Consider the following 20867-nt stretch of genomic DNA (forward strand, 5'->3'; position numbering starts at 1 on the left):
TGGTGAGATGCCACTGGGTCGCCCTGCAGAACCGCGAGGACGTGAACCAGCGAGCCAGCCAGTAATTGTGCCACTACCTCGCCCTGATCGGCGAGGCAGTGGGGTGTGACGTGGGTCAGACGGTCTCGCCGACGTTCTCGTTCTCCGTCAGACCACCCGGCGTCGTCTTCTGCACGTGCAGCAGGAACTCGACGTTGGTCTTGGTCTTCTTGAGCTGTCCGAGCAACAGCTCGGCGGCCTGCGTCTGGTCGAGCGCGCCCATGACGCGGCGCAGCTTGTAGACGATCGCGAGCTCGTCCTTCGACATGAGGATCTCCTCGCGCCGCGTGCTCGAGCCGTTGACGTCGATCGCCGGGAAGATGCGCTTCTCGGCCAGGGACCGCGAGAGCCGCAGCTCCATGTTGCCGGTGCCCTTGAACTCCTCGAAGATCACCTCGTCCATCTTCGAGCCGGTCTCGACGAGAGCCGTCGCGAGGATGGTCAGCGAGCCGCCGTCCTCGATGTTGCGCGCGGCGCCGAAGAACTTCTTGGGCGGGTAGAGCGCCGCGGCGTCCACACCACCGGACAGGATGCGGCCCGACGCCGGGGCGGCCAGGTTGTAGGCGCGCGACAGGCGGGTGATGCCGTCGAGCAGCACCACGACGTCCTGGCCCAGCTCGACGAGGCGCTTGGCGCGCTCGATGGCGAGCTCGGCGACCAGCGTGTGGTCGGACGCGTGCCGGTCGAAGGTCGAGGAGATGACCTCGCCCTTGACCGAGCGCTCGAAGTCGGTGACCTCTTCCGGGCGCTCGTCGACCAGCACGACCATGAGGTGGACCTCAGGGTTGTTGAGCGAGATCGCGTTGGCGATCTGCTGCATCATCAGCGTCTTGCCGGCCTTGGGCGGCGCGACGATGAGGCCGCGCTGGCCCTTGCCGATCGGGGCGACGATGTCGATCACGCGCGGCGTGAGCTTGGTGGCCTCGGGGTTCTCCAGGCGCAGACGCTCCTGCGGGTACAGCGGCGTCAGCTTGGTGAACTCGGGCCGCTCGCGGGCCTCGTCCGGGGTCATCCCGTTCACGGAGTCCAGGCGGACCAGCGCGTTGAACTTGTTGACCTTGGCGTTGCGCCCGGTCGGCTGCGCCGGCGGCTCCTCGCCCTCGCGCGGCTGGCGGACGGCGCCGACAACGGCGTCACCGCGGCGCAGGCCGGCCTTCTTGACCTGGTTCAGCGACACGTAGACGTCGTTGTTGCCCGGCAGGTAGCCCGAGGTCCGCACGAACGCGTAGTTGTCGAGGATGTCGAGGATGCCGGCGACGGGCAGCAGCACGTCGTCCTCGCGCACCTCGACGTTCTCGAGACCCGCGACGTCCGGACCCGTGCGGCCGCGGCCGCGCTTGCGGTCCCGGCCCCGGTCACGGCCCCGGCGGCGGCGCGAGTTGCGGTCGTCGTCGAGCTCGCCGCCGGCGGCGGCCCGGTCGGCGGTGCGGTCCGCGCCGCGGTCGGCGGTGCGCTCGGCGGTCCGGGCGGCGGCGGCACGCTCGGACCGCTCGGCGCCGCGGTCGGCGGCACGCTCGTTGCCGCGGGCGCTCCGGCCGTTGGCGGACTGGCCGTTGCGGCCCTTGTCCTCGGCGGACTTGTCGGCGGTGCCGTCGGCGGCACCCTGTCCGGCGCCACGACGGCGGCCGTTCTGCTCCCGCGGCGCGGCGACGGCGTCGGCCAGCTGGGCGAGACGGGCGGCCTTCTCGGCGTCCGTGCTCGCGTCGGCGCGCACACCCGAGGCGGTGACCTCGGCGGCGGCGACCGGCGCCTCGCTACGGGCAGGCTTGTCGATCACGGGCTGCTCCTGGACCGAAGCGGCACGGGCCGGGCGCTTCGTCGCGCCACCCGTCTTCTCGCGGATCGAGTCCACGAGGTCGCTCTTGCGCATCCTGGAGGTGCCCTTCACGCCCAGGTCGCCGGCCAGTGCCTGGAGCTCGGCGAGGCGCATGCTGCTCAGCGCTCCGGTCCCGGCCGCACGGCCGGTGGCTGACTGAGCGTTTTCAGTGGTGTCTGTCACGAAGGACCCTTCCCCCTCGAACTGCGGCTGGTCGCCTGTCGCGGGCCGCGGGATAGTGGGCGCCCGGCGCCGAACGGCCGGAACGCGGAAAACCTCGCATCAGTGGTACGACGAAGACGGCTGACGGGGGCGTTGTCTGCCTTCTCGCGAGATGCGGTGGCCGTAGATCACGGCCTGCTACGGGCACGGCTGAGCGGCTGAGACTGTCACTTGGTAGGCGGTGGGGAACCGATGCTGTATCCGAGTTCCCGCCACCTGGCTCAGGACGTGCTATCCCGAAGGTTCACTGCATACTACCACCCCGTACTGCTGGTGATCCTGGTCCGACATGACTTCTGTTCGCCCCCGACGAGCCGGACGATAGCGCACCCGTGTTACCGGTAATCCTCCGGGCGCGCGCCCCCGTCAGATCGATCCCGGGGCTCAGCCGCCGCCAGCCCGCTGTGTCGTCGACGAGGTCCCGCAGGACGGCGTCGCGGGCCGCCCGGTGCTCCGGCCCGGCGAGCACCAGGACGGTCGGCCCGGCGCCCGAGACGGTGGCCGGGACGCCCACGTCGCGCAGCGCGCGGAGCAGCTCGCTGGAGGCCCCGAGCACACCCGCGCGGTACGACTGGTGCAGGCGGTCCTCGGTGGCGTCGAACAGCAGCTCCGGACGCCGGGCCAGGGCCTCCACCAGGAGGGCGGCACGGCCCGCCGTGAAGGCGGCGTCGCCGTGCGACACCCGCGCCGGAAGGGCGGCGCGGGCGCGAGCGGTCGCGAGCCGGGCGTCGGGCACCAGCACGGTGGCCTCGATCGCCGGGTCGATGTCCAGCCCGACGGCGCGCGGGCCGTCGTCGGTGGTCCACGCGACCGTGGCGCCGCCCTGGATCGCGGGCGCCGCGTTGTCCGGGTGCCCCTCGAACTCGGTGGCCAGCCCCAGGACGGTGGCGGCGTCGATGGCTCGCGGGTCGGCCAGGAGGGCGCGCGCGGCGACGATCCCGGCGACGACGGCGGCCGACGACGAGCCGAGGCCGCGGCCGTGCGGGATGACGTTGTGGCACGTCATGTGGATGCCGGTCGGCACGGCGCCGGCCAGGTCCATGGTGCGGCGCAGGGCGCGCACCACCAGGTGGTCCTCCCCCAGGGGCACCTCCCCGGCGCCCTCGCCCTCGACCTCCACGACCACGTCGGGGCTCGCCACGAGGCGCACCTCGACCTCGTCGTACAGGGCGAGCGCGAGGCCGAGCGAGTCGAAGCCGGGACCGAGGTTCGCGCTCGTCGCGGGCACCCGGACCCGCACGTGGTCGGCGCCGAGCTGCATCAGAGTGACAGCGCGTCGGCGATCGAGACGACGTCGGCGGACACCCGCACGGGCTCCACCTCTCCGCCGTCGGGCGTGCGCAGCGCCCAGCCCGGGTCCTTGAGCCCGTGGCCGGTCACCGTGATGGTGATGCGCGCGCCCTCGGGCACCAGGCCGCGCTCGTGCCGGGCCAGCAGGCCCGCGACACCGGCGGCGGACGCCGGCTCGACGAACACGCCGACCTCGGCGGACAGGATGCGGTGCGCGGCGAGGATCTGCTCGTCCGTCACGGCCTCGATGACGCCGCCCGACGTGTCCCTGGCCTGCTCGGCCAGCTCCCACGAGGCGGGGTTGCCGATGCGGATGGCGGTGGCGATGGTGTCCGGGTCGTCGATCGGGTGGCCATTGACGATGGGCGCGGCGCCCGCGGCCTGGAAGCCCCACATGGCCGGGGTCCGCGTCGCGATCCCCGCCTCGGCGTACTCGGTGAAGCCCTTCCAGTACGCCGTGATGTTCCCGGCGTTGCCGACCGGCAGCAGGTGGATGTCCGGGGCGTCGCCCAGGGCGTCCACGATCTCGAAGGCGGCGGTCTTCTGACCCTCGATCCGGTCCGGGTTCACCGAGTTGACGAGCTCGACGGGGTGCGTGTCGGCGAGCTTGCGGGCCGCCACGAGGCAGTCGTCGAAGTTGCCGTCCACCTGCAGCAGGCGTGCGCCGTGCGCGACCGCCTGGCTCAGCTTGCCCATCGCGATCTTGCCCTCCGGCACGAGCACCGCGCAGACCATCCCGGCGCGCGTCGCGTACGCCGCGGCCGACGCCGAGGTGTTGCCCGTCGACGCGCAGACCACGGCCCGCGCACCGCGCCCGGCGGCGGCGGAGATGGCCGCCGTCATGCCGCGGTCCTTGAACGAGCCGGTCGGGTTCATGCCCTCGACCTTGACCCAGACGTCGGCGCCCGTGCGCTCGGACAGCGCCGGTGCGGGCACCAGCGGCGTGCCGCCCTCGCCCAGCGTCACGATCTTCTGCTGGAGGTGGGCGGGCAGGCGGTCCGCGTACTCGGTGACCACGCCGCGCCACAGGCGCGAGGTGGGCCGGGCGCCGGAGCCGGCGGAGGGGACGTTCGGTTCAGCGGGCAGCACGGGCACGGTTCAGCCTTCGACTCTCAGGACGGACGTGATCTCACGGACCGGTTCGAGCGTGCGCACGGCCGCGATGGTCGCGGCCAGCGACGCCTCACGGGCGGCGTGGGTGGTCAGCAGCAGCTCGGCGGTGCCCTCGGAGGGCCCGGTCTGGCGCACGGTGTCGATGGAGACGCCGTGGTCGCCCACGACCCCCGCGACCTGGGCGAGCACGCCCGGCAGGTCGGCGACCAGCAGGCGTACCTGGTAGCGCGTCACGGCGGCGTCCGCCGGGAGCAGCGGACGGGCCGCGTAGATGGACTCCTGCGGGCCCTTGCCGCCGAGCACGCGGTGGCGCGCCGCCGAGACGACGTCGCCGAGCACCGCGGACGCCGTCGGCCGGCCGCCGGCGCCCTGGCCGTAGAACATGAGCGGGCCCGCGGCGTCGGCCTCGACGAAGATCGCGTTGAACGCGCCCTTCACGCCCGCCAGCGGGTGCTCCAGCGGCACGAGGGCCGGGTGCACGCGCACCGACACGCCCTCGCCGGTCTGCTCGGCGATGGCCAGGAGCTTCACGGCGTGGCCGGTGCGGGCGGCCCAGGCGACGTCGGCGGACGTGACGCCCGTGATGCCCTCGCGGGCGACGTCGTCCGCGGAGACGCGGGTGTGGAAGGCAAGGCTGGCCAGGATCGCGGCCTTGGCCGCGGCGTCGTAGCCCTCGACGTCGGCCGTGGGGTCGGCCTCGGCGTAGCCGAGGTCCTGCGCCTGCTTGACGGCCTCGTCGAGGTCGAGCCCCGTGGTGGCCATCTGGTCCAGCACGTAGTTGGTGGTGCCGTTGACGATGCCCAGGACGCGGCGCACGTGGTCGCCCGCCAGGGACTCCCGGACCGGCCGCACGATGGGGATGGCGCCCGCGACGGCGGCCTCGTAGTAGATGTCGACGCCCGCGGAGTCGGCCGCCTTGTAGAGCGTGGGGCCGTCGGCCGCGAGCAGCGCCTTGTTGGCGGTGACGACGGCGGCGCCGCCCTCGATCGCCCGCAGCAGCAGGGCGCGCGCCGGCTCGGTGCCGCCCATCACCTCGACGACGATGTCCGCGCCGTCGACGAGCGACTCGGCGTCCTCGGTCAGGAGGGCGGGCGGGATGGCGGCGTCGCGGGGGCGGCTCGCGTCGCGCACCGCGATGCCGGCGAGCTCCAGCGGGGCGCCCGCGCGGGCGGCGAGATCGGTGCCCTGCTCCAGCAGCATCCGGGCCACCTCGGTGCCCACGACGCCACAGCCCAGCAGTGCGACACGCAGCCCGCGGGCGGGCTCGGGGACAGGCACAGCGATCCTGCTTTCGTCTTCGGGGAACAGTCCGCTCCCGGTGCGGTTCCGCACGGGTCGGGACGTTGCGACCAGGGTAACCGGAGCGTCCGACATGCGGGCGCCCTGTCTCACGCCCGCGCTCGTCTCACCGAGATAGAACCGCAGCGAGGTAGGACGCCGGCCGGCGTTCTACCTCGCTGCGGTTCTATCTCGCTGCAGTTCTACTTCGCTGCGGTTCTACCTCGGCGCGGGGCCGGGGCCGGCAGGGGCGGTCAGGCCTCGTTGACCCCGTGGCAGACCTTGTACTTCTTGCCCGAGCCGCACGGGCACTGCGCGTTGCGCGGCGTGCCCGGGAACGTGCGGCCGTCGCTCGTGGCGGCCGTGGCCTCGCCGTGCAGGGACGCCCGGCGGCGCGCGCCGTCCGACGACTGCATGAACGCCGAGCCCGAGCCGTCCTCGCTCGGGGCCGAGTACGTCAGCGGCTGCTGCTGGGCCGGGGCGTCCAGGCCCTTCGCGAGCAGGATCGGCTCGGTGGCCGCACCCGCCGCACGGCGCTGGCGCGGGGGCGGCGGCTGCTGCCCCTGCCGCGGGGCGGCGGCGGGCTGGACCACCGGGATCTGCGTGGTGGGCGGGGCGTCCGGCTGACCCGTGCCCAGGCGGCCGCGCGGCGGGACCGGACCGGCGGCCGGCAGCTCGGGGCCGCCGTCCTCGACCTGCTCCGCGCCCGGCTGCTGCACCGTGACCTCGAGGTTGAACAGGAACCCGACCGACTCCTCCTTGATGGCGTCGGTCATGGCCTGGAAGAGCTGGAAGCCCTCGCGCTGGTACTCGACCAGCGGGTCGCGCTGCGCCATGGCGCGCAGCCCGATGCCCTCCTTGAGGTAGTCCATCTCGTAGAGGTGCTCGCGCCACTTGCGGTCCAGCACCGAGAGCACCACGCGGCGCTCGAGCTGGCGCATGGCCGGGGCGGAGAGCTCGTCCTCGCGCGCCTGGTAGGCCACCCGCGCGTCGGACAGGATCTCCTCCAGCAGCATGTCGCCGGTGAGCCGGTCGATGCCGCCCGCCTCGTCGGCGATCTCCTCCGGGGTCAGGGACACCGGGTAGACGGCCTTGAGCGCCGTCCACAGGGCGTCCAGGTCCCACTGCTCGGGCGTGCCGTCGGCGGTCGCGTTGGTCACGTACTCCGTGATGGTGTCCGTGAGGAAGTGCTGCACCTGGTCACCGAGGTCCTCGCCCTCGAGCACGCGCAGGCGCTCGGCGTAGATGACGGTGCGCTGGCGGGACAGGACGTCGTCGTACTTGAGGACGTTCTTGCGGATCTCGAAGTTGCGGGACTCCACCTGGCCCTGCGCGGACATGATGCCGCGCGTGACCATCTTGGACTCCAGCGGCATGTCGTCCGGGAACCCGGCGCGGTTCATCATCGACTCGGCGAGGCCGGAGTTGAACAGGCGCATCAGGTCGTCCTGCATCGACAGGTAGAACCGGGACTCGCCCGGGTCGCCCTGCCGGCCGGAACGGCCGCGGAGCTGGTTGTCGATGCGGCGGGACTCGTGGCGCTCGGTGCCCAGCACGTACAGGCCGCCGGCTTCCTTGACCTCGTCGTGCTCGGCGGCGACGCGCGCCTTCGCCTTCTCCAGCGACTCCGGCCAGGCGGCCTCGTACTCCTCGGGCGTCTCGACCGGGTCGAGGCCGCGCTCGGCGAGCTCGGCGACCGCGAGGTACTCGGCGTTGCCGCCGAGCATGATGTCGGTACCGCGGCCGGCCATGTTCGTGGCGACCGTGACGGCGCCCTTGCGGCCCGCCATCGCGACGACGGCGGCCTCACGCTCGTGCTCCTTGGCGTTGAGCACGTTGTGCGGCACGCCGGCCTTCTTCAGCTTGGCGCTCAGGAGCTCCGACTTCTCGACGCTGGTGGTGCCCACCAGGACCGGCTGCCCGTAGGCGTGCCGCTCCACGATGTCGGTGACCACCGCGTTGAACTTGCCGTCCTCGTTCTTGTAGACGAGGTCGGGCTGGTCGAGGCGCTGCGGCGAGTTGTTCGTCGGGATGGGGACGACGCCGAGCTTGTAGGTGCCCTGGAACTCGGCGGCCTCGGTCTCGGCCGTACCGGTCATGCCCGAGAGCTTGCCGTACAGGCGGAAGTAGTTCTGGAGGGTGATCGTGGCGAGCGTCTGGTTCTCCGCCTTGATCTCCACCCCCTCCTTGGCCTCGATGGCCTGGTGCATGCCCTCGTTGTAGCGGCGGCCCGCGAGGATACGGCCCGTGTGCTCGTCGACGATCATGACCTCGCCGTTCAGCACGACGTAGTCCTTGTCGCGCTTGAACAGCTCCTTCGCCTTGATGGCGTTGTTCAGGAAGCCGATCAGCGGCGTGTTCAGCGACTCGTACAGGTTGTCGATGCCGAGGTAGTCCTCGATCTTCGCGATACCCGGCTCGAGCACGCCGACGGTGCGCTTCTTCTCGTCGACCTCGTAGTCGACGGTCGGCACCAGCCGCACCACCACCTTGGCGAACTCGGTGTACCAGCGGTTCGCGTCGCCGGCCGCGGGGCCGGAGATGATCAGCGGGGTCCGCGCCTCGTCGATGAGGATCGAGTCGACCTCGTCGACGATCGCGAAGTTGTGGCCGCGCTGCACCAGGTCGTCGGTCGACCACGCCATGTTGTCGCGCAGGTAGTCGAAGCCGAACTCGTTGTTCGTGCCGTAGGTGATGTCCGCGGCGTACATCTCGCGGCGCTGCGCCGGCGTCTGGCCCGACAGGATGACACCGGTGGTCATCCCCATGAACCGGAAGACGCGGCCCATCAGCTCGCCCTGGTACTTGGCCAGGTAGTCGTTGGTGGTGATGACGTGCACGCCGTCGCCCGAGAGCCCGTTGAGGTACGCGGCGGTCGTCGCCACCAGCGTCTTGCCCTCACCGGTGCGCATCTCGGCGATGTTCCCGAGGTGCAGCGCCGCACCACCCATGATCTGCACGTCGAAGTGCCGCTGGCCGAGCGTGCGGCGGGCCGCCTCGCGGATCGCCGCGAACGCCTCCGGCATGAGCTCGTCGAGGCTCGCCCCGTGCTCGAGACGCTCGCGGAAGCGGGCCGTCTCCTCGCGCAGCTCGGTGTCGCTGAGCTCGGCGAAGCTGGGTTCCAAGCGGTTGACCTGCTCAGCCACGGAGTGCAGCTTCTTCAGGACACGTCCTTCGCCGATGCGAAGGACCTTGTCGAGGATGGACACGCGGGTTCTCCCAGGTCGTCGTCGAGTTTTTCGCCGTCGCCCATCGTAGGCCGTAAACCTGGGCAGGGGTCCCAGGGCCGACGACGGACCGTCGGGGTTCGCTCTCGGGGTAACGATTACGGGAAGCCTGCGGTTCCTGCGCCCACCTTGGGCTTCTCGTGACGAACCGGAGACCGACACCGGATAGAGTGGTCACATCGCCCACCCGCCCGCGCTCACGCGGCCAGCCGTCCAGTGCTCGACCCCGGGTTCGCTCCCGGTACCCCTGGCACGACGTCCTGTCCACGAGCCCTGACAGGACGGAGCGGACGTGCTTCTGGTACTCCTCGCTCACGGGATCCTTGCTCTTCTCGCGCCTGCCCTCGTCGACCGCCTCGGACGACGCGCCTTCTGGGTGCTCGCCCTCGGCCCGGCAGGGGCCGCTGCGTATGCCCTGTCCCAGACGTCGGCCGTGTACGCCGGCGAGACACCCACGGAACGCCTGGAGTGGATCCCCGCGCTGGGCCTCGCCGTCGACCTGAGGCTCGACTCGCTGTCGTGGCTCATGCTGCTGATCGTCGGCGCGGTCGGCACCCTCGTGCTGCTGTACTGCAGCTCCTACTTCGCCAAGGACGCGCGCGGCCTGGGCCGGTTCGGCGGGTTCCTCGTCGCGTTCGCGGGCTCGATGGCCGGCCTCGTCACCGCCGACGACATGCTCCTGCTGTTCGTGTTCTGGGAGCTCACCACGGTGTTCTCCTACCTGCTGATCGGCCACTACGCGGACCGCACGTCGTCGCGGCGGGCCGCCATGCAGGCGCTGGTCGTGACCACCGCGGGCGGGCTCGCGATGCTGGTCGGCGTCGTCATCCTCGGGGTCGCCGCCGACACCTGGAGCGTGTCGGCCGTCATCGCCGACCCGCCGACCGGGCCGGCCGTGACCGTCGCCGTCGTCTGCCTGCTGGCCGGGGCGGCCACCAAGTCCGCCCTTGTGCCCACGCACTTCTGGCTGCCCGCCGCGATGGCCGCGCCCACGCCCGTGTCCGCCTACCTGCACGCCGCCGCCATGGTGAAGGCGGGCATCTACCTGGTGGCGCGGTTCGCCCCCGCGTTCTCGGACCTCACGGCCTGGCGCACGGTCGTGCTCGTGCTCGGCGGCACCACGCTGCTGCTGGGCGGGTACCGCGCGCTCAAGCAGCACGACCTCAAGCTGGTCCTCGCATTCGGCACGGTCTCCCAGCTCGGGCTGCTCACGCTGCTGCTGGGCTACGGCACGCGGGCCACCGCGCTGGCGGGCCTGGCGCTGCTCGGCGCGCACGCCATGTTCAAGGCGTCGCTGTTCCTCGTGGTCGGCGTGGTCGACGCCGCGACCGGCACCCGTGACCTGCGCAAGCTCGCCGGCGTCGGACGACGGCTGCCGGTCACCGCCCTGGCCGCCACCCTCGCGACGGCCTCGATGATCGGGCTGCCACCGTTCGCCGGATACGTCGCCAAGGAGGCCGCCCTGGTGGCCTGGGAGCACGACGGCGACGTGCTCGGCCGGGTCATGACGGTCGTGGTCGCGGTGGGCTCGGCGCTCACCGTCGCGTACGGGCTGCGCTTCCTCTGGGGCGCGTTCAAGCCGCGCCTGCCCGCCTCGGCGGGGCTCCCGGAACGAGAGGTCGCGACGGCGCACGGCGCGGCCCCCGGCACGACGCCGACGACGACGCCGCCCGCCGCCGCGCCCGAGGTCGCACCCGGCACCATCCACCCGCAGCCGTTCTGGATGGTCGCGCCGCCGCTGGTCCTGGCGGTGCTCGGCCTCGTCGTGGCCCTCGTGCCCCAGGTCGGCCAGGAGCTGCTCGCCCCGTACGCCAACACCTACCCCGCCGGCGACCCGGGTCACCTCGCGCTCTGGGAGGGCTTCACGCCCGCCCTCGCGATCACCGTCGCCGTGTTCCTGGCCGGTGGCCTCGCCTTCTGGCAGCGGGCCCGGATCGAGCGGCTGCAGGAGTCCCTGTGGTCGCCTGACGGCGCCGACGTGCTCTACCGCCGCTTCATGCGCAAGCTGGACCGCCTGGCCAGCGACGTCACGGCCGGCACGCAGCGCGGTTCCCTGCCCTTCTACCTGGGCGTGATCCTCGTGACGCTCGCCGTCGGCCCCGGGCTCGCGCTCGCCTTCGGCCTGGTCGGCAACCCGGGCGGCCTGCCCGTCGCGGCCGACGCCGTGGGGCGCGACGGCGTGCTCCACCTCGGCCCGTTCGCCCTGGTGCCGTGGGACCGGCCCGCCCAGCTCGTTATCGTCGCCGTGGTCGTGCTGGCCGCGATCCTGACGGCGCGGGCCCGCCGCAGGCTCAAGGCCGTGATCCTGGCGGGCGTGGCCGGCTACGGCAACGCGGCCCTGTTCCTGCTGCACGGCGCGCCGGACCTAGCCCTGACCCAGGTGCTCTGCGAGACGCTGACCCTGGTGGTCATGGTCCTGGTGCTGCGCCGCCTGCCCCCGTACTTCTCCGACCGGCCGCTGGCGGCGAGCCGCTGGGTGCGGCTCGCGATCGGCGTGATGACGGGCCTGGTCGTGATGGCGTTCGTCGCCGCCGCGCCGCTGATCCGCGTGCACGTCCCGGTCTCGGTCGACTTCCCCGTGGAGGCCGAGACGTTCGGCGGCGGGCACAACATCGTCAACGTGACGCTCGTCGACATCCGCGCCTGGGACACCGTGGGCGAGATCTCGGTGCTCCTGGTGGCCGCGACCGGCGTCGCGTCGCTCGTCTTCCTGCGCCAGCGCAGCGGCGACGTCCTGCGCCTCGACCGCGCGGCCAACCCGCAGGCCGTCCAGCCCGGCGACAGCGCGGCCGCCCAGCCCGCCCGCCAGGGCAGGTGGCTGCTCGCCGGGCCCACGCTCGACCCCGGGCAGCGCTCGATGCTGTTCGAGGTGCTGACCCGCGTCATCTTCTACCCCATGATCCTGTTCGCGTTGTTCCTGCTGTTCAGCGGGCACAACGCGCCGGGCGGCGGGTTCGCGGCGGGCCTCGTGGCCGGCCTCGCCCTCACCGTCCGCTACCTGGCCGGCGGCCGGTTCGAGCTGGGCGAGGCGGCGCCGGTGCACCCCGGCCTCGTGCTCGGCACCGGGCTGTTCCTGTCGGCGGGCGTGGGTCTCGTGGCGCTGCTCGCCGGGCAGGAGGCGCTCGAGAGCACCATCCTCGACCTGCACGTGCCGCTGATCGGCGACGTCCACCTCGTCACCAGCCTGTTCTTCGACGTCGGAGTGTTCCTCGTGGTCATCGGCCTGGTCATCGACATCCTGCGCACCTTCGGCGCCGAGCTCGACCGGCAGGCGGAACCCTTCGCCTGGTCGATCGGCCAACGCCGGCGCGTCGAGGTCCGCCAGGGAGGTGACGGCGCATGATCGTGCTCGACACCGTGCCCTCCGGGGCGCTGCTCCTGACCGTCGGCGTGCTGTTCGCCTCAGGCGTGTACCTGCTGCTGGAACGCTCGCTGACCCGGGTGCTGCTCGGCTTCGTGCTGATGGGCAACGGGGCCAACCTCGCGATCCTGGTGGCCGGCGGCCGGGCGGGAGCGCCGCCCATCACCGGCGCGGAGACCGCGGAGCCCATGAGCGACCCGCTGGCCCAGGCCATGGTCCTGACGTCCATCGTCATCACGCTCGCCCTGGTCGCGTTCGTGCTGGCCATGGCCTACCGCTCGTGGCAGCTGCACGGGCACGACGAGGTGCAGGACGACCTGGAGGACACCCGTATCGCGCGGCTCGCCGACGCGGACGCGCCGTCGTACGCCGACAGCGACGCCGAGGAGTCCGGCTCAACGCTGGACGAGGAGGCCGTGGCCGTGCGGGACGAGGTCGCTCTCCCGGACCCCGCCACACCGCCCGGCCCCGGGGCACGCGGGGGTGACGGCGCATGAACCTGTGGACCGTCGAGACCCTCGTCCCCCTGCCCGTGCTGGTCCCGCTGTTCGCCGCGGGCCTCGCCCTGGCGCTGCACAAGTTCGACCGCGCGCAGCGCATCATCTCCGTCGTCGCCCTGTCGGTCGTGGTGGCCGCCGCGGCGGGACTCGTGGTCGCCGCCAAGGACGGGCCCGTCGTGGTCGACGTCGGCGGGTGGGCCGCGCCCGTCGGGGTCAACCTCGTGGCCGACCCCCTCTCGGCGCTGATGCTGCTGGTCAGCGGCGTCGTCCTGCTCTGCGTGCTGCTCTACTCGATGGCGCAGGGCATCGCCGACGGCAACGACCGGACGGCGCCCGCCACGAAGGACACCAAGATCCTGCGCGAGGCCCTGGAGGCGCAGGACCCCGACGCCGACGAGGACACGCGCCGCGACGTGCTGCCCGTGGCGATCTTCCACCCGACGTTCCTCATCCTGGCCGCGGGCGTGGCCGACGCCTTCCTCGCCGGCGACCTGTTCAACCTGTACGTCGGCTTCGAGATCCTGCTCGCCGCCTCGTACGTGCTGCTCACCCTCGGCGGCACCGTCGAGCGCATCCGGGCGGGCAGCGTCTACGTGGTCGTCGCGCTGCTCAGCTCGATCGTGTTCCTCGTCGCCGTCGGCCTGGTCTACGCCGCCACCGGCACGGTGAACATGGCGCAGCTCGCCGAGCGCCTGCCCGACGTCGACCCCGGCGTCCGGCTCGGCATCCAGGCGCTGCTGCTGCTCGCGTTCGGCATCAAGGCCGCCATCTTCCCGCTGTCCGCGTGGCTGCCGGACTCCTACCCGACGGCGCCCGCACCGGTCACCGCCGTGTTCGCGGGCCTGCTCACCAAGGTCGGCGTGTACGCGATCCTGCGCACCCAGACGCTGCTCTTCCCGCGGAACGAGGCGCTGGAGACTGTGCTGCTCGTGCTGGCGCTCGCCACGATGATCGTCGGCATCCTGGGCGCGGTCGCGCAGGACGACGTGAAACGTCTGCTGTCGTTCACCCTGGTCAGCCACATCGGCTACATGATCTTCGGCGTCGCGCTCGCCACCCAGGCGAGCACCGCGGCGGCCATCTTCTACGTGGTGCACCACATCACCGTGCAGACGGCGCTGTTCCTGGTGGTGGGGCTCATCGAACGCCGCACCGGGACCACGTCGCTGGACCGGCTGGGCGGCCTCGCCACCCTGGCCCCCGGGCTGGCCATCCTGTTCTTCGTCCCGGCGATGAACCTGGCGGGTATCCCGCCGTTGTCCGGGTTCCTGGGCAAGGTGGGCCTGCTGGAGGCCGGTGTCGTGGACGGCTCCGCGCTGGCCTGGGTGCTCGTCGTCGGCTCGGTGGTCACCTCGCTGCTGACGCTCTACGCGGTGGTCCGGGCCTGGAACAAGGCGTTCTGGCAGCCGTGCCCCGAGAAGCTGCCCGAGCCGACGCCCCTGCCCTGGGGCATGGTCGGCCCGACGGCGGCGCTCGTCGCGATCAGCGTCGGGCTGACCGTGGTCGCCGGCCCGCTCTACGACTACGCCGACCGGGCGGCCGAGTCCGTGATGGACGGGCACACCTACATCGAGGCCGTGTTCCCCGACGGCGCGCCGCGGGGTACCGGCGAGTCGAACAAGGTCACCGACGACGACACCGTGGAGGTCGGGCCGTGAACACCGACACTGCCGTGAGACAGACCGACCAGGCCGGGAAGCCGCGCCGCCGCCGGCTGCGCCGGCTCGTGACGCTGTGGCCCACGATGGTGGTGGGCGCGCTGCTCTGGGTGCTCCTGTGGGGCGACCTGTCGTTCGGGAACGTGCTGTCCGGGGCGGTGCTCGGCGCGCTCGTGGCGCTGGCCTTCCCGCTGCCGCCCATCGGCACCGGCGCGACCGTGCGGCCCGGGCCGCTGCTGCACCTGCTCGGCCGGTTCGTGGGCGACCTGGTGCTCGCGTCGTTCCAGGTGGCCTGGACGGCGGTGGTCCCGAGGCGGCAGGCCCGCGGGGGCTCGACGCCGCACGGCGCGCTGGTCTCGGTACGGCTGCGCTCCGACTCCGACCTGTTCATCGCCACGACCGCCGGCCTGTCCTCCCTGGTCCCGGGCACGCTCGTGATCGACCTGGACCGGCCGTCCCGGACGCTGCGGCTGCACGTGCTCGACATCGCGGCGTCCGGCGGGCCCGAGGGCGTCCGCGACGCCACGCAAGACCTGGAGGCGCGGGTGCTGCGCGCCTTCGCGCCCGGCGCCGAGCTCACCCGGGTGGGGCTGGCCCCGTACGCGTCGAAGACCTCCGCACCGCACGAGTCCGCACCGCAGAAGGAGGAACGCCGATGATGGTCGCCGTCGGGGTGGTCGCGACCGCCCTTCTCGCCGTGGGCGCGCTGCTCGCGGTGGTCCGGATCGAACGAGGGCCCACCATGCTGGACCGGACGGTGGCGTTCGACGTGCTCACCACCGTCCTCGTGGGCGCCATCGCGGTCGAGGCCGCCATCTCGCGCCGCACCGAGTCCGTGCCCATCCTCGTGGTGCTCTCGCTGGTCGGGTTCATCGGGTCGGTGACGATCGCGCGCTTTGCCGCCGTCGAGCCGGACAAGAACGGCAGCGCGACCCAGCGGTCCGGGCCGCGGCCGACCTCGGTCGGCCCAGGGCCCAACGGCTCCGGGGTGGCCGGCTCGGAGTCCGAGCCGGCGCCGGGCACCGGTACCGCGAACGCCACCGGAGGGAAGGAGTCATGACCATGACCGCCGTGACCGACATCGCCGCCGCCGTCTGCCTGCTGCTCGGCGCCTTCTTCTCGTTCTCCGCCGGCGTGGGCGTGGTGCGCTTCGACAACCTGCTCTCCCGGATGCACGTCGTGGCCAAGCCGCAGGTCCTGGGCCTGCTGCTCCTGCTGGCCGGCGTCGCGCTGCGGCTCCAGGACCGGGGCTCGGCGACCATGCTCCTGCTGGTCGCGATCTTCCAGCTCATGACGTCCCCGGTCGCCGCGTACATGGTGGGCCGGGCCGGGCTGCGCACGCGCTGCGTGGACCCGGCGCTCATGAACACCGAGGAGGACGCCTTCCCCGCCGGGAAGGGCGGCCGCTGAGCTCAGGCTCAGGCGGCTCAGCCGCGCGTGACGGGCTCGCCGCTCGTCGGCGACCCGCTCGCGTCCGGCTCGGTCACGTCCGGCTCGCTGTCACTCGGCTCGCTGACACCCGGCTCGCCGTCGGACGACGCCGCGGACCGCCGCTCGGCCTGAGCGTCGCGCAGCCGCTCGGCGGCGTCGTACCCGAGCGCCGCCTCGGCCGCCTCGTCGGCGAGGGCCAGGCCGGCCGTGCCGTACAGGTGGAACACGGCGTCGGCGCCGTGCCGCTCGAGCTCGGCCGCGTCGTCGTCGTATCGCGCGACGGCGGCGACGGTGCCCTCGAAGCCGCTCGCGCGGAGCTGGGACAGCGCGATGAGGTTGGCGGCGTGGAACGGCATGGCGAGGATCGCGAGGCGGACGGCGCCGGCGCTGCGCACCCGGCCCCAGAACTCGATGTCCGTCGCGTCGGCCTGCACCACGGTGAAGCCCTCGGCGCGCAGGGTGATGACCCGGGTCGGGTCGTGCTCGACGCCCACGACGTCCATGCCGTAGTCGTCGCGGAGCTGGCGGACGGCACCGCGGCCGACCCGGCCCATGCCGAGCACGAGCGCCTCGGCCCCGGACACGTCGATGAGCCGTTCCTCCCGGTGCAGCCACTCGTTGGGCTTGGACGGGAAGCGCCTGGCGAGCGACATCGCGAACTCGTTGCCGCGGGTGTTGATCGCGGAGGACAGCACGAAGCTGGCGGCGACGGCGACGGCCAGCACCACGAGCCACTCGTCGTGCAGCAGGCCGGTCTGGGAGCCGACGGCGACCACGATGAGGCCGAACTCGGAGTAGTTGGCCAGCACCAGCCCGGACAGGATGGCCGTGCGTTTGCGCAGCCGCATGAGGCGCAGCAGCACGGCCGTGACAACGGCCTGCAGCGGGAGCATGAGGAGCAGGAGCAGCCCGACCGCGGCGGCCTGCCACGTGAGCTCGCCGGAGAACCCGATCGAGACGAAGAAGCCGACGAGCAGCAGCTCCTTGACGGTGAACAGGTTGCGGGACAGCTCGGTGGCGGCGGGGTGCCCGGCCAGCAGCATGCCCATGACGAGCGCGCCGAGGTCGCCCTTGAGCCCGACGGCGTCGAACAGCGCGTAGCCGGGGCCGAGCGCGACGGCCACGCCGAACAGCGCCTGCAGCTCGCCGTGGCCCACCTTCGACCAGACCTTGCGCAGCAGCCAGGCGGCCGGGAACAGCAGCACGAGGGCGAAGGCCCACGGGCTCGGCGGGTGGTCGGAGGAGACGGACAGGAAGACGACGGCGATGATGTCCTGCATGACCAGCACGCCGATGGCGATGCGGCCGTAGAGGGCCGACTGGTCGGAGCGGCCGTCGAGCACCTTGACCACGAACACCGTGGAGGAGAACGAGAGGGCGAGCCCGAGCAGGGCGAGCACGCCCAGTCCCTCGCCCTTGAGCATCGAGAACCCGACGACGCCGAGCAGGCCGAGGAACCCGACTGCGATGGCGACGCTCACCAGCAGGTGCGCGACGGTGGTGAACCAGACGTCCCGGCGCAGCAGCGTCTTGACGTCGAGCTTGAGGCCGATGCCGAACAGCAGGAGGGTCACGCCGAGGTCGGCGACGGTCTCCAGGTAGGCCGGCTCCTGGACGCCCGCCGCGTGCAGCGCGAACCCGGCCACCAGGAAGCCGACCAGCGGCGGCAGCCGGAGCAGCACCGCCCCGAGCCCGGCCGCGACCGTGGCTACCAGGAAGATCGCAGCGGTCGCCATGCCCCGAGTTTAGTTGGCGCGTGTTTCACGAAACGGCTGCGGCGGCTCGCAGTGCGGGTGAAAGGGTGCCTTTGTCCTCGACGGTCACGCCCGCCAGCCCGAGCCACCGCGCCATGGCGTGCAGCTCGTGCGCGAGGCGGGCCGGGGTCGCGTCCGTCAGCACCGGCTCGGCGTGCGCCGACTGCACCCGCAGCACGCCCGCGGCGCGGTCTGCCTTGAGGTCCACGCGCGCCGTGAGCTGCGAGTCCTCCAGGAACGGAAGCACGTAGTACCCGTCGGTGCGCTGGGCGGCCGGGGTGTAGATGCCGATGCGGTACCGCATGCCGAACAGGCGCTCCAGCCGGGTGCGCTCCCAGACCAGCGGGTCGAACGGGGCGAGCAGGGCCTGCCCCGCCGCGCGCCGCGGCCGGGCGGCCTCGCGGTGCAGGAACCACTTCTCCGGCCCGCCGGCCACGCGCGCGGGCACCAGCACGCCCTCCTCGACGAGCTCGGCCAGCGCCCGGTCCGCGACCGGCCCCTTGAGCCGGTAGTAGTCCTTGATGCTGCGCGCGTCGCCGATCCCCTGCGCCCGCGCGCCGAGCTCCAGCAGGGCCTTCTTGGCCTCGGCCTCGGGCACCTCCACCAGGGCCGACGCCGGCAGCACGCGTTCCGGCAGGTCGTAGAGCCGCTCGAACTGCGCGTTGCGCCCCGCCGAGACCACCTCACCGGTGAAGAACAGGTGCTCGACCACGCGCTTCTCGGTGCTCCAGTCCCACCAGGTGCCCCGCTTGCGCCGCACCGAGCGCCCCTCGGAGACGAACCGGTCGTGGATCTGGGAGGCCGACAGCGGCCCCTCGGAGGCCACGAGGTCGTGCACCTCGCGGACCTGGGGCGCGTCGGGCAGCCGCACGCCGTCCAGCTCCTTCCAGTCGTACTCCTCGGCGAACCAGCGCCGCCGGAACGCCAGCAGCGGCCAGGCGTGCGGGGGCACGTACGCCGCGACGTGCGCCCAGCTCTCCACGAGCCGGCGGCCGGCCACGGCCGCGGCCGACGTCCGGCGCGCGTGCCTGCCCGACGTCGTCGCCCGGTCCAGCAGGTCGGTGTCGTACGGGCCGAGCCGCGAGAACAGCGGCAGCAGGTGCGCCCGGGCGAGCACGTTCACCGAGTCGATCTGGAGCAGGCCGAGCCGGTCGATCACCCCCTGGACGTGCCGCATGGTGCGCGGCCCGTCGGTGCGCGGGCGATGCAGGCCCTGGGCGGCGACGGCGACGCGGCGGGCCTGGTCGAGGGACAGCGAGATCGGTTGCACGGGCCCATCCTGCCGCGCACCACTGACACTGCCCTCCCGGACCCCCACGTGTCAGACGTACAGGTCCCCCGGGGGACCTGTACGTCTGACACGGGTGGGTGGGGTGGGTGGGGGTGGGCGGGGCTGTGGACAACCGGCGCCTCCGCGCGGCCCGGGGCAGGGTGGGCGGGTGCATCCCGTCCGCGAGCTCACTCACCTGCTGCTGCCCGTCGCCTGTCCGTGCGGTGAGCCCGACGTGCGCTGGTGCGCCCGCTGCGCGGCCCTCCTGGCGGGCCCGTTCAGCCGGGTCGAGCGGGGCGCGCCACGGCTCGACCGGCTCGACGGCGTCCCGCCCGTGCCGGTGTGGGCCCTGACGCCCTACGCGGGGCCGGTGCGCGACGTCGTCGTGCACTGGAAGGACCGCGGGCGGGCCGACCTGGACCGCCTCCTCGCGCCGGCGCTGCGGCGGGCCGTCAGGCGCCTCGGGCCCGCGCTGGGTCCGGTGCAGTCCCCCGCGCCCGTCTCCGCGGCCCACGGCCCGCTCGCCGTCGTGCCCGTGCCCTCCACGGGCGCGGCACGCCGGGCGCGCGGCCGGGAGCCGGTGGCCGTCCTGGCCCGGGCCGTGACGGGCGGCCTGCGCGACGCCGGGGTGCCGGCACACCTGGTGCCCGCCCTCACCCGCACCGGTCCTGGACGGGACCAGGTGGGCCTCGGCGCGCGGGCCCGCGGCCGCAACCTGGCGGGTTCCGTCCGCATGACGAGACGCGGCGCCCGAGCACTCGGGAAAAGATCCGTGTGCATTCTTGTCGACGACGTCCTCACGACGGGTGCGACCCTGGCCGCCGTCGAACGGGCCCTCGAAGGGTGCGGGCACGACGTGCTCGGAGCAACCGTGCTGGCAGCGACCCCGGCCCCCGGCGCACGGGCCGCCGAGCGCCGCGCGATGGCAGAAGGGGTGAAAGCGACGTACGGATCTGAACCTGAAAGTGTGACAGATCTGTGTCGTCCTGTTCACCGTTGATTGGGACTGTCGTTACTCAGGCGACAGAGTTAGCCTGAACGTCCCACGCAGGATCAGAGGGCCGACGAAGCTGCCGGCCGCACGCGACGGGAGGTGGTTCGTGCCCGGCACCAGCAGGGGGTGCCAGACCCAGTAGAGACGGGCGCACGCCGCCGGCAAGGGACGGCGTGGCCCAGTGTTCCCGGAGCGGAGATACGCACATGGAAATTGTCGTTGTCGGCAGGCACACGGACGTGGCAGATCGATTTCGCCAGCACGTGGAGGACAAGCTCGCCAAGGTGGAGCTGCTGTCCCCCTACGTACGCCGGGTGGATGTGGAGGTCACGCACGAGAACAACCCGCGGCTCTCGGAGAGCCGCGAGCGCGTCGAGCTCACACTGCGCGCGAAGGGTCCGGTGATCCGCGCCGAGGCTGCGGCGGACGACCGCTTCGGCGCCCTGGACCTCGCCATCGACAAGCTGAACGAACGACTGCGCCGAGCCCGGGACCGTCGCAAGGACCACCGGAACAACAAGGTGCTCGCACCTGTGGACGTCCGCCCGCTCGACGAGATCCTGACCGACGGCGGCTCCACCAGCGGACCCGAGCCCCAGATCTCGACCCCGGCGGCGCTGGCCGAGCCGGGTGACTCCGTGGAGACGACGATCGGCGACTCGCCGGTCGTGATCCGGCAGAAGCTGCACCACGCCGACCCGATGACCCTCGACGACGCGGTCTACGAGATGGAGATGGTGGGCCACGACTTCTACCTCTTCATCGACAAGGAGACGTCGCGTCCGTCGGTGCTCTACAAGCGCAAGGGCTGGTCGTTCGGTGTGATCCAGCTCGACAACCCGTGCGGCGGCGCCCCGGTCACCGACCTGGCGTAGCCGAGGCCTGACCGGGCCGCCGGCCCGGTGACAACAGCG

15 protein-coding genes and 1 pseudogene are annotated in these 20867 nt (G+C 72.7%); 8 read left to right on the forward strand and 8 right to left on the reverse strand.

Translation table 11 applies throughout. The features are described 5' to 3' along the window. Positions 1-115: 115 nt before the first annotated feature. From rho to secA, 6 genes and pseudogenes are all read right to left on the reverse strand, one after another. Positions 116-1969 (reverse strand): transcription termination factor Rho, encoded by a 1854-nt coding sequence (rho, locus tag FHX71_RS19450; protein ID WP_220490329.1) that lies wholly within the window; start codon positions 1967-1969, stop codon positions 116-118. Between the two features lie 352 nt (positions 1970-2321). After that, the gene (gene thrB / locus FHX71_RS19455) at positions 2322-3338 is read right to left on the reverse strand and encodes a homoserine kinase (RefSeq protein WP_182619125.1); all 1017 of its coding nucleotides are present in this window, start codon (positions 3336-3338) and stop codon (positions 2322-2324) included. Then, the gene (gene thrC, locus FHX71_RS19460; RefSeq protein ID WP_182619980.1) at positions 3338-4396 is read right to left on the reverse strand and encodes a threonine synthase; all 1059 of its coding nucleotides are present in this window, start codon (positions 4394-4396) and stop codon (positions 3338-3340) included. The genes thrB and thrC overlap by 1 nt, the downstream gene beginning before the upstream one ends. A gap of 69 nt (positions 4397-4465) precedes the next feature. Continuing rightward, positions 4466-5758: a homoserine dehydrogenase gene (locus tag FHX71_RS19465; RefSeq protein ID WP_182619126.1), complete on the reverse strand. Its 1293-nt coding sequence runs from the start codon at positions 5756-5758 to the stop codon at positions 4466-4468. Positions 5759-6012: 254 nt separating this feature from the next. Next, positions 6013-6174, reverse strand: a complete 162-nt coding sequence (locus FHX71_RS30345; RefSeq protein WP_425566319.1) for an SEC-C metal-binding domain-containing protein — start codon at positions 6172-6174, stop codon at positions 6013-6015. A gap of 299 nt (positions 6175-6473) precedes the next feature. Then, positions 6474-8967 (reverse strand): annotated as a pseudogene (gene secA / locus FHX71_RS19470) (preprotein translocase subunit SecA); the annotation flags it as partial. A gap of 310 nt (positions 8968-9277) precedes the next feature. Here secA and FHX71_RS19475 point away from each other — a divergent pair. From FHX71_RS19475 to mnhG, 6 genes are read left to right on the forward strand one after another with little or no spacing between them, the layout of a single operon-like run. Further along, positions 9278-12328 (forward strand): Na+/H+ antiporter subunit A, encoded by a 3051-nt coding sequence (locus FHX71_RS19475; RefSeq protein ID WP_312877137.1) that lies wholly within the window; start codon positions 9278-9280, stop codon positions 12326-12328. Then, positions 12325-12843 (forward strand): Na(+)/H(+) antiporter subunit C, encoded by a 519-nt coding sequence (locus tag FHX71_RS19480; protein ID WP_182619128.1) that lies wholly within the window; start codon positions 12325-12327, stop codon positions 12841-12843. Before FHX71_RS19475 ends, FHX71_RS19480 begins: the two co-directional genes overlap by 4 nt. Further along, positions 12840-14504 (forward strand): Na+/H+ antiporter subunit D, encoded by a 1665-nt coding sequence (locus tag FHX71_RS19485; RefSeq protein WP_182619129.1) that lies wholly within the window; start codon positions 12840-12842, stop codon positions 14502-14504. Before FHX71_RS19480 ends, FHX71_RS19485 begins: the two co-directional genes overlap by 4 nt. 14 nt (positions 14505-14518) lie before the next feature. Then, the gene (locus FHX71_RS19490; RefSeq protein WP_312877138.1) at positions 14519-15163 is read left to right on the forward strand and encodes a Na+/H+ antiporter subunit E; all 645 of its coding nucleotides are present in this window, start codon (positions 14519-14521) and stop codon (positions 15161-15163) included. Beyond that, positions 15160-15564: an MrpF/PhaF family protein gene (locus tag FHX71_RS19495; RefSeq protein WP_246403339.1), complete on the forward strand. Its 405-nt coding sequence runs from the start codon at positions 15160-15162 to the stop codon at positions 15562-15564. Before FHX71_RS19490 ends, FHX71_RS19495 begins: the two co-directional genes overlap by 4 nt. Positions 15565-15566: 2 nt before the next feature. After that, positions 15567-15914: a monovalent cation/H(+) antiporter subunit G gene (gene mnhG / locus FHX71_RS19500; RefSeq protein WP_182619130.1), complete on the forward strand. Its 348-nt coding sequence runs from the start codon at positions 15567-15569 to the stop codon at positions 15912-15914. 17 nt (positions 15915-15931) lie between these two features. On the opposite strand, the gene FHX71_RS19505 is transcribed toward mnhG, so the two are convergent. Then, entirely contained in the window at positions 15932-17671 is a 1740-nt protein-coding gene (locus FHX71_RS19505; protein ID WP_246403340.1) for a cation:proton antiporter domain-containing protein, read from the reverse strand. Between the two features lie 25 nt (positions 17672-17696). Further along, positions 17697-18959: a winged helix-turn-helix domain-containing protein gene (locus FHX71_RS19510; RefSeq protein WP_182619131.1), complete on the reverse strand. Its 1263-nt coding sequence runs from the start codon at positions 18957-18959 to the stop codon at positions 17697-17699. Positions 18960-19128: 169 nt separating this feature from the next. Here FHX71_RS19510 and FHX71_RS19515 point away from each other — a divergent pair, with 169 nt between their 5' ends. Together FHX71_RS19515 and hpf are read left to right on the forward strand one after the other, a co-directional pair. After that, entirely contained in the window at positions 19129-19959 is an 831-nt protein-coding gene (locus tag FHX71_RS19515; RefSeq protein ID WP_312877139.1) for a ComF family protein, read from the forward strand. Between the two features lie 200 nt (positions 19960-20159). Beyond that, a complete protein-coding gene (gene hpf / locus FHX71_RS19520) occupies positions 20160-20828 on the forward strand; it encodes a ribosome hibernation-promoting factor, HPF/YfiA family (RefSeq protein ID WP_182619132.1) in 669 nt (222 codons plus the stop codon). Positions 20829-20867 lie beyond the last annotated feature (39 nt).

The sequence above is a fragment of the Promicromonospora sukumoe genome, assembly GCF_014137995.1.
In the GTDB taxonomy this organism is placed as follows: Bacteria; Actinomycetota; Actinomycetes; order Actinomycetales; family Cellulomonadaceae; genus Promicromonospora; species Promicromonospora sukumoe.

Excerpts from the sequence above, each read along its gene's own strand:
- rho (WP_220490329.1), bottom strand. The coding sequence starts at position 1,969 with ATGCGCCTCGCCGAGCTCCAGGCACTGGCCGGCGACCTGGGCGTGAAG.
- thrB (WP_182619125.1), bottom strand. The coding sequence starts at position 3,338 with ATGCAGCTCGGCGCCGACCACGTGCGGGTCCGGGTGCCCGCGACGAGC.
- FHX71_RS30345 (WP_425566319.1), bottom strand. The coding sequence starts at position 6,174 with ATGCAGTCGTCGGACGGCGCGCGCCGCCGGGCGTCCCTGCACGGCGAG.
- FHX71_RS19480 (WP_182619128.1), top strand. The coding sequence starts at position 12,325 with ATGATCGTGCTCGACACCGTGCCCTCCGGGGCGCTGCTCCTGACCGTC.
- FHX71_RS19485 (WP_182619129.1), top strand. The coding sequence starts at position 12,840 with ATGAACCTGTGGACCGTCGAGACCCTCGTCCCCCTGCCCGTGCTGGTC.
- FHX71_RS19495 (WP_246403339.1), top strand. The coding sequence starts at position 15,160 with ATGATGGTCGCCGTCGGGGTGGTCGCGACCGCCCTTCTCGCCGTGGGC.
- mnhG (WP_182619130.1), top strand. The coding sequence starts at position 15,567 with ATGACCGCCGTGACCGACATCGCCGCCGCCGTCTGCCTGCTGCTCGGC.
- FHX71_RS19505 (WP_246403340.1), bottom strand. The coding sequence starts at position 17,671 with ATGGCGACCGCTGCGATCTTCCTGGTAGCCACGGTCGCGGCCGGGCTC.
- hpf (WP_182619132.1), top strand. The coding sequence starts at position 20,160 with ATGGAAATTGTCGTTGTCGGCAGGCACACGGACGTGGCAGATCGATTT.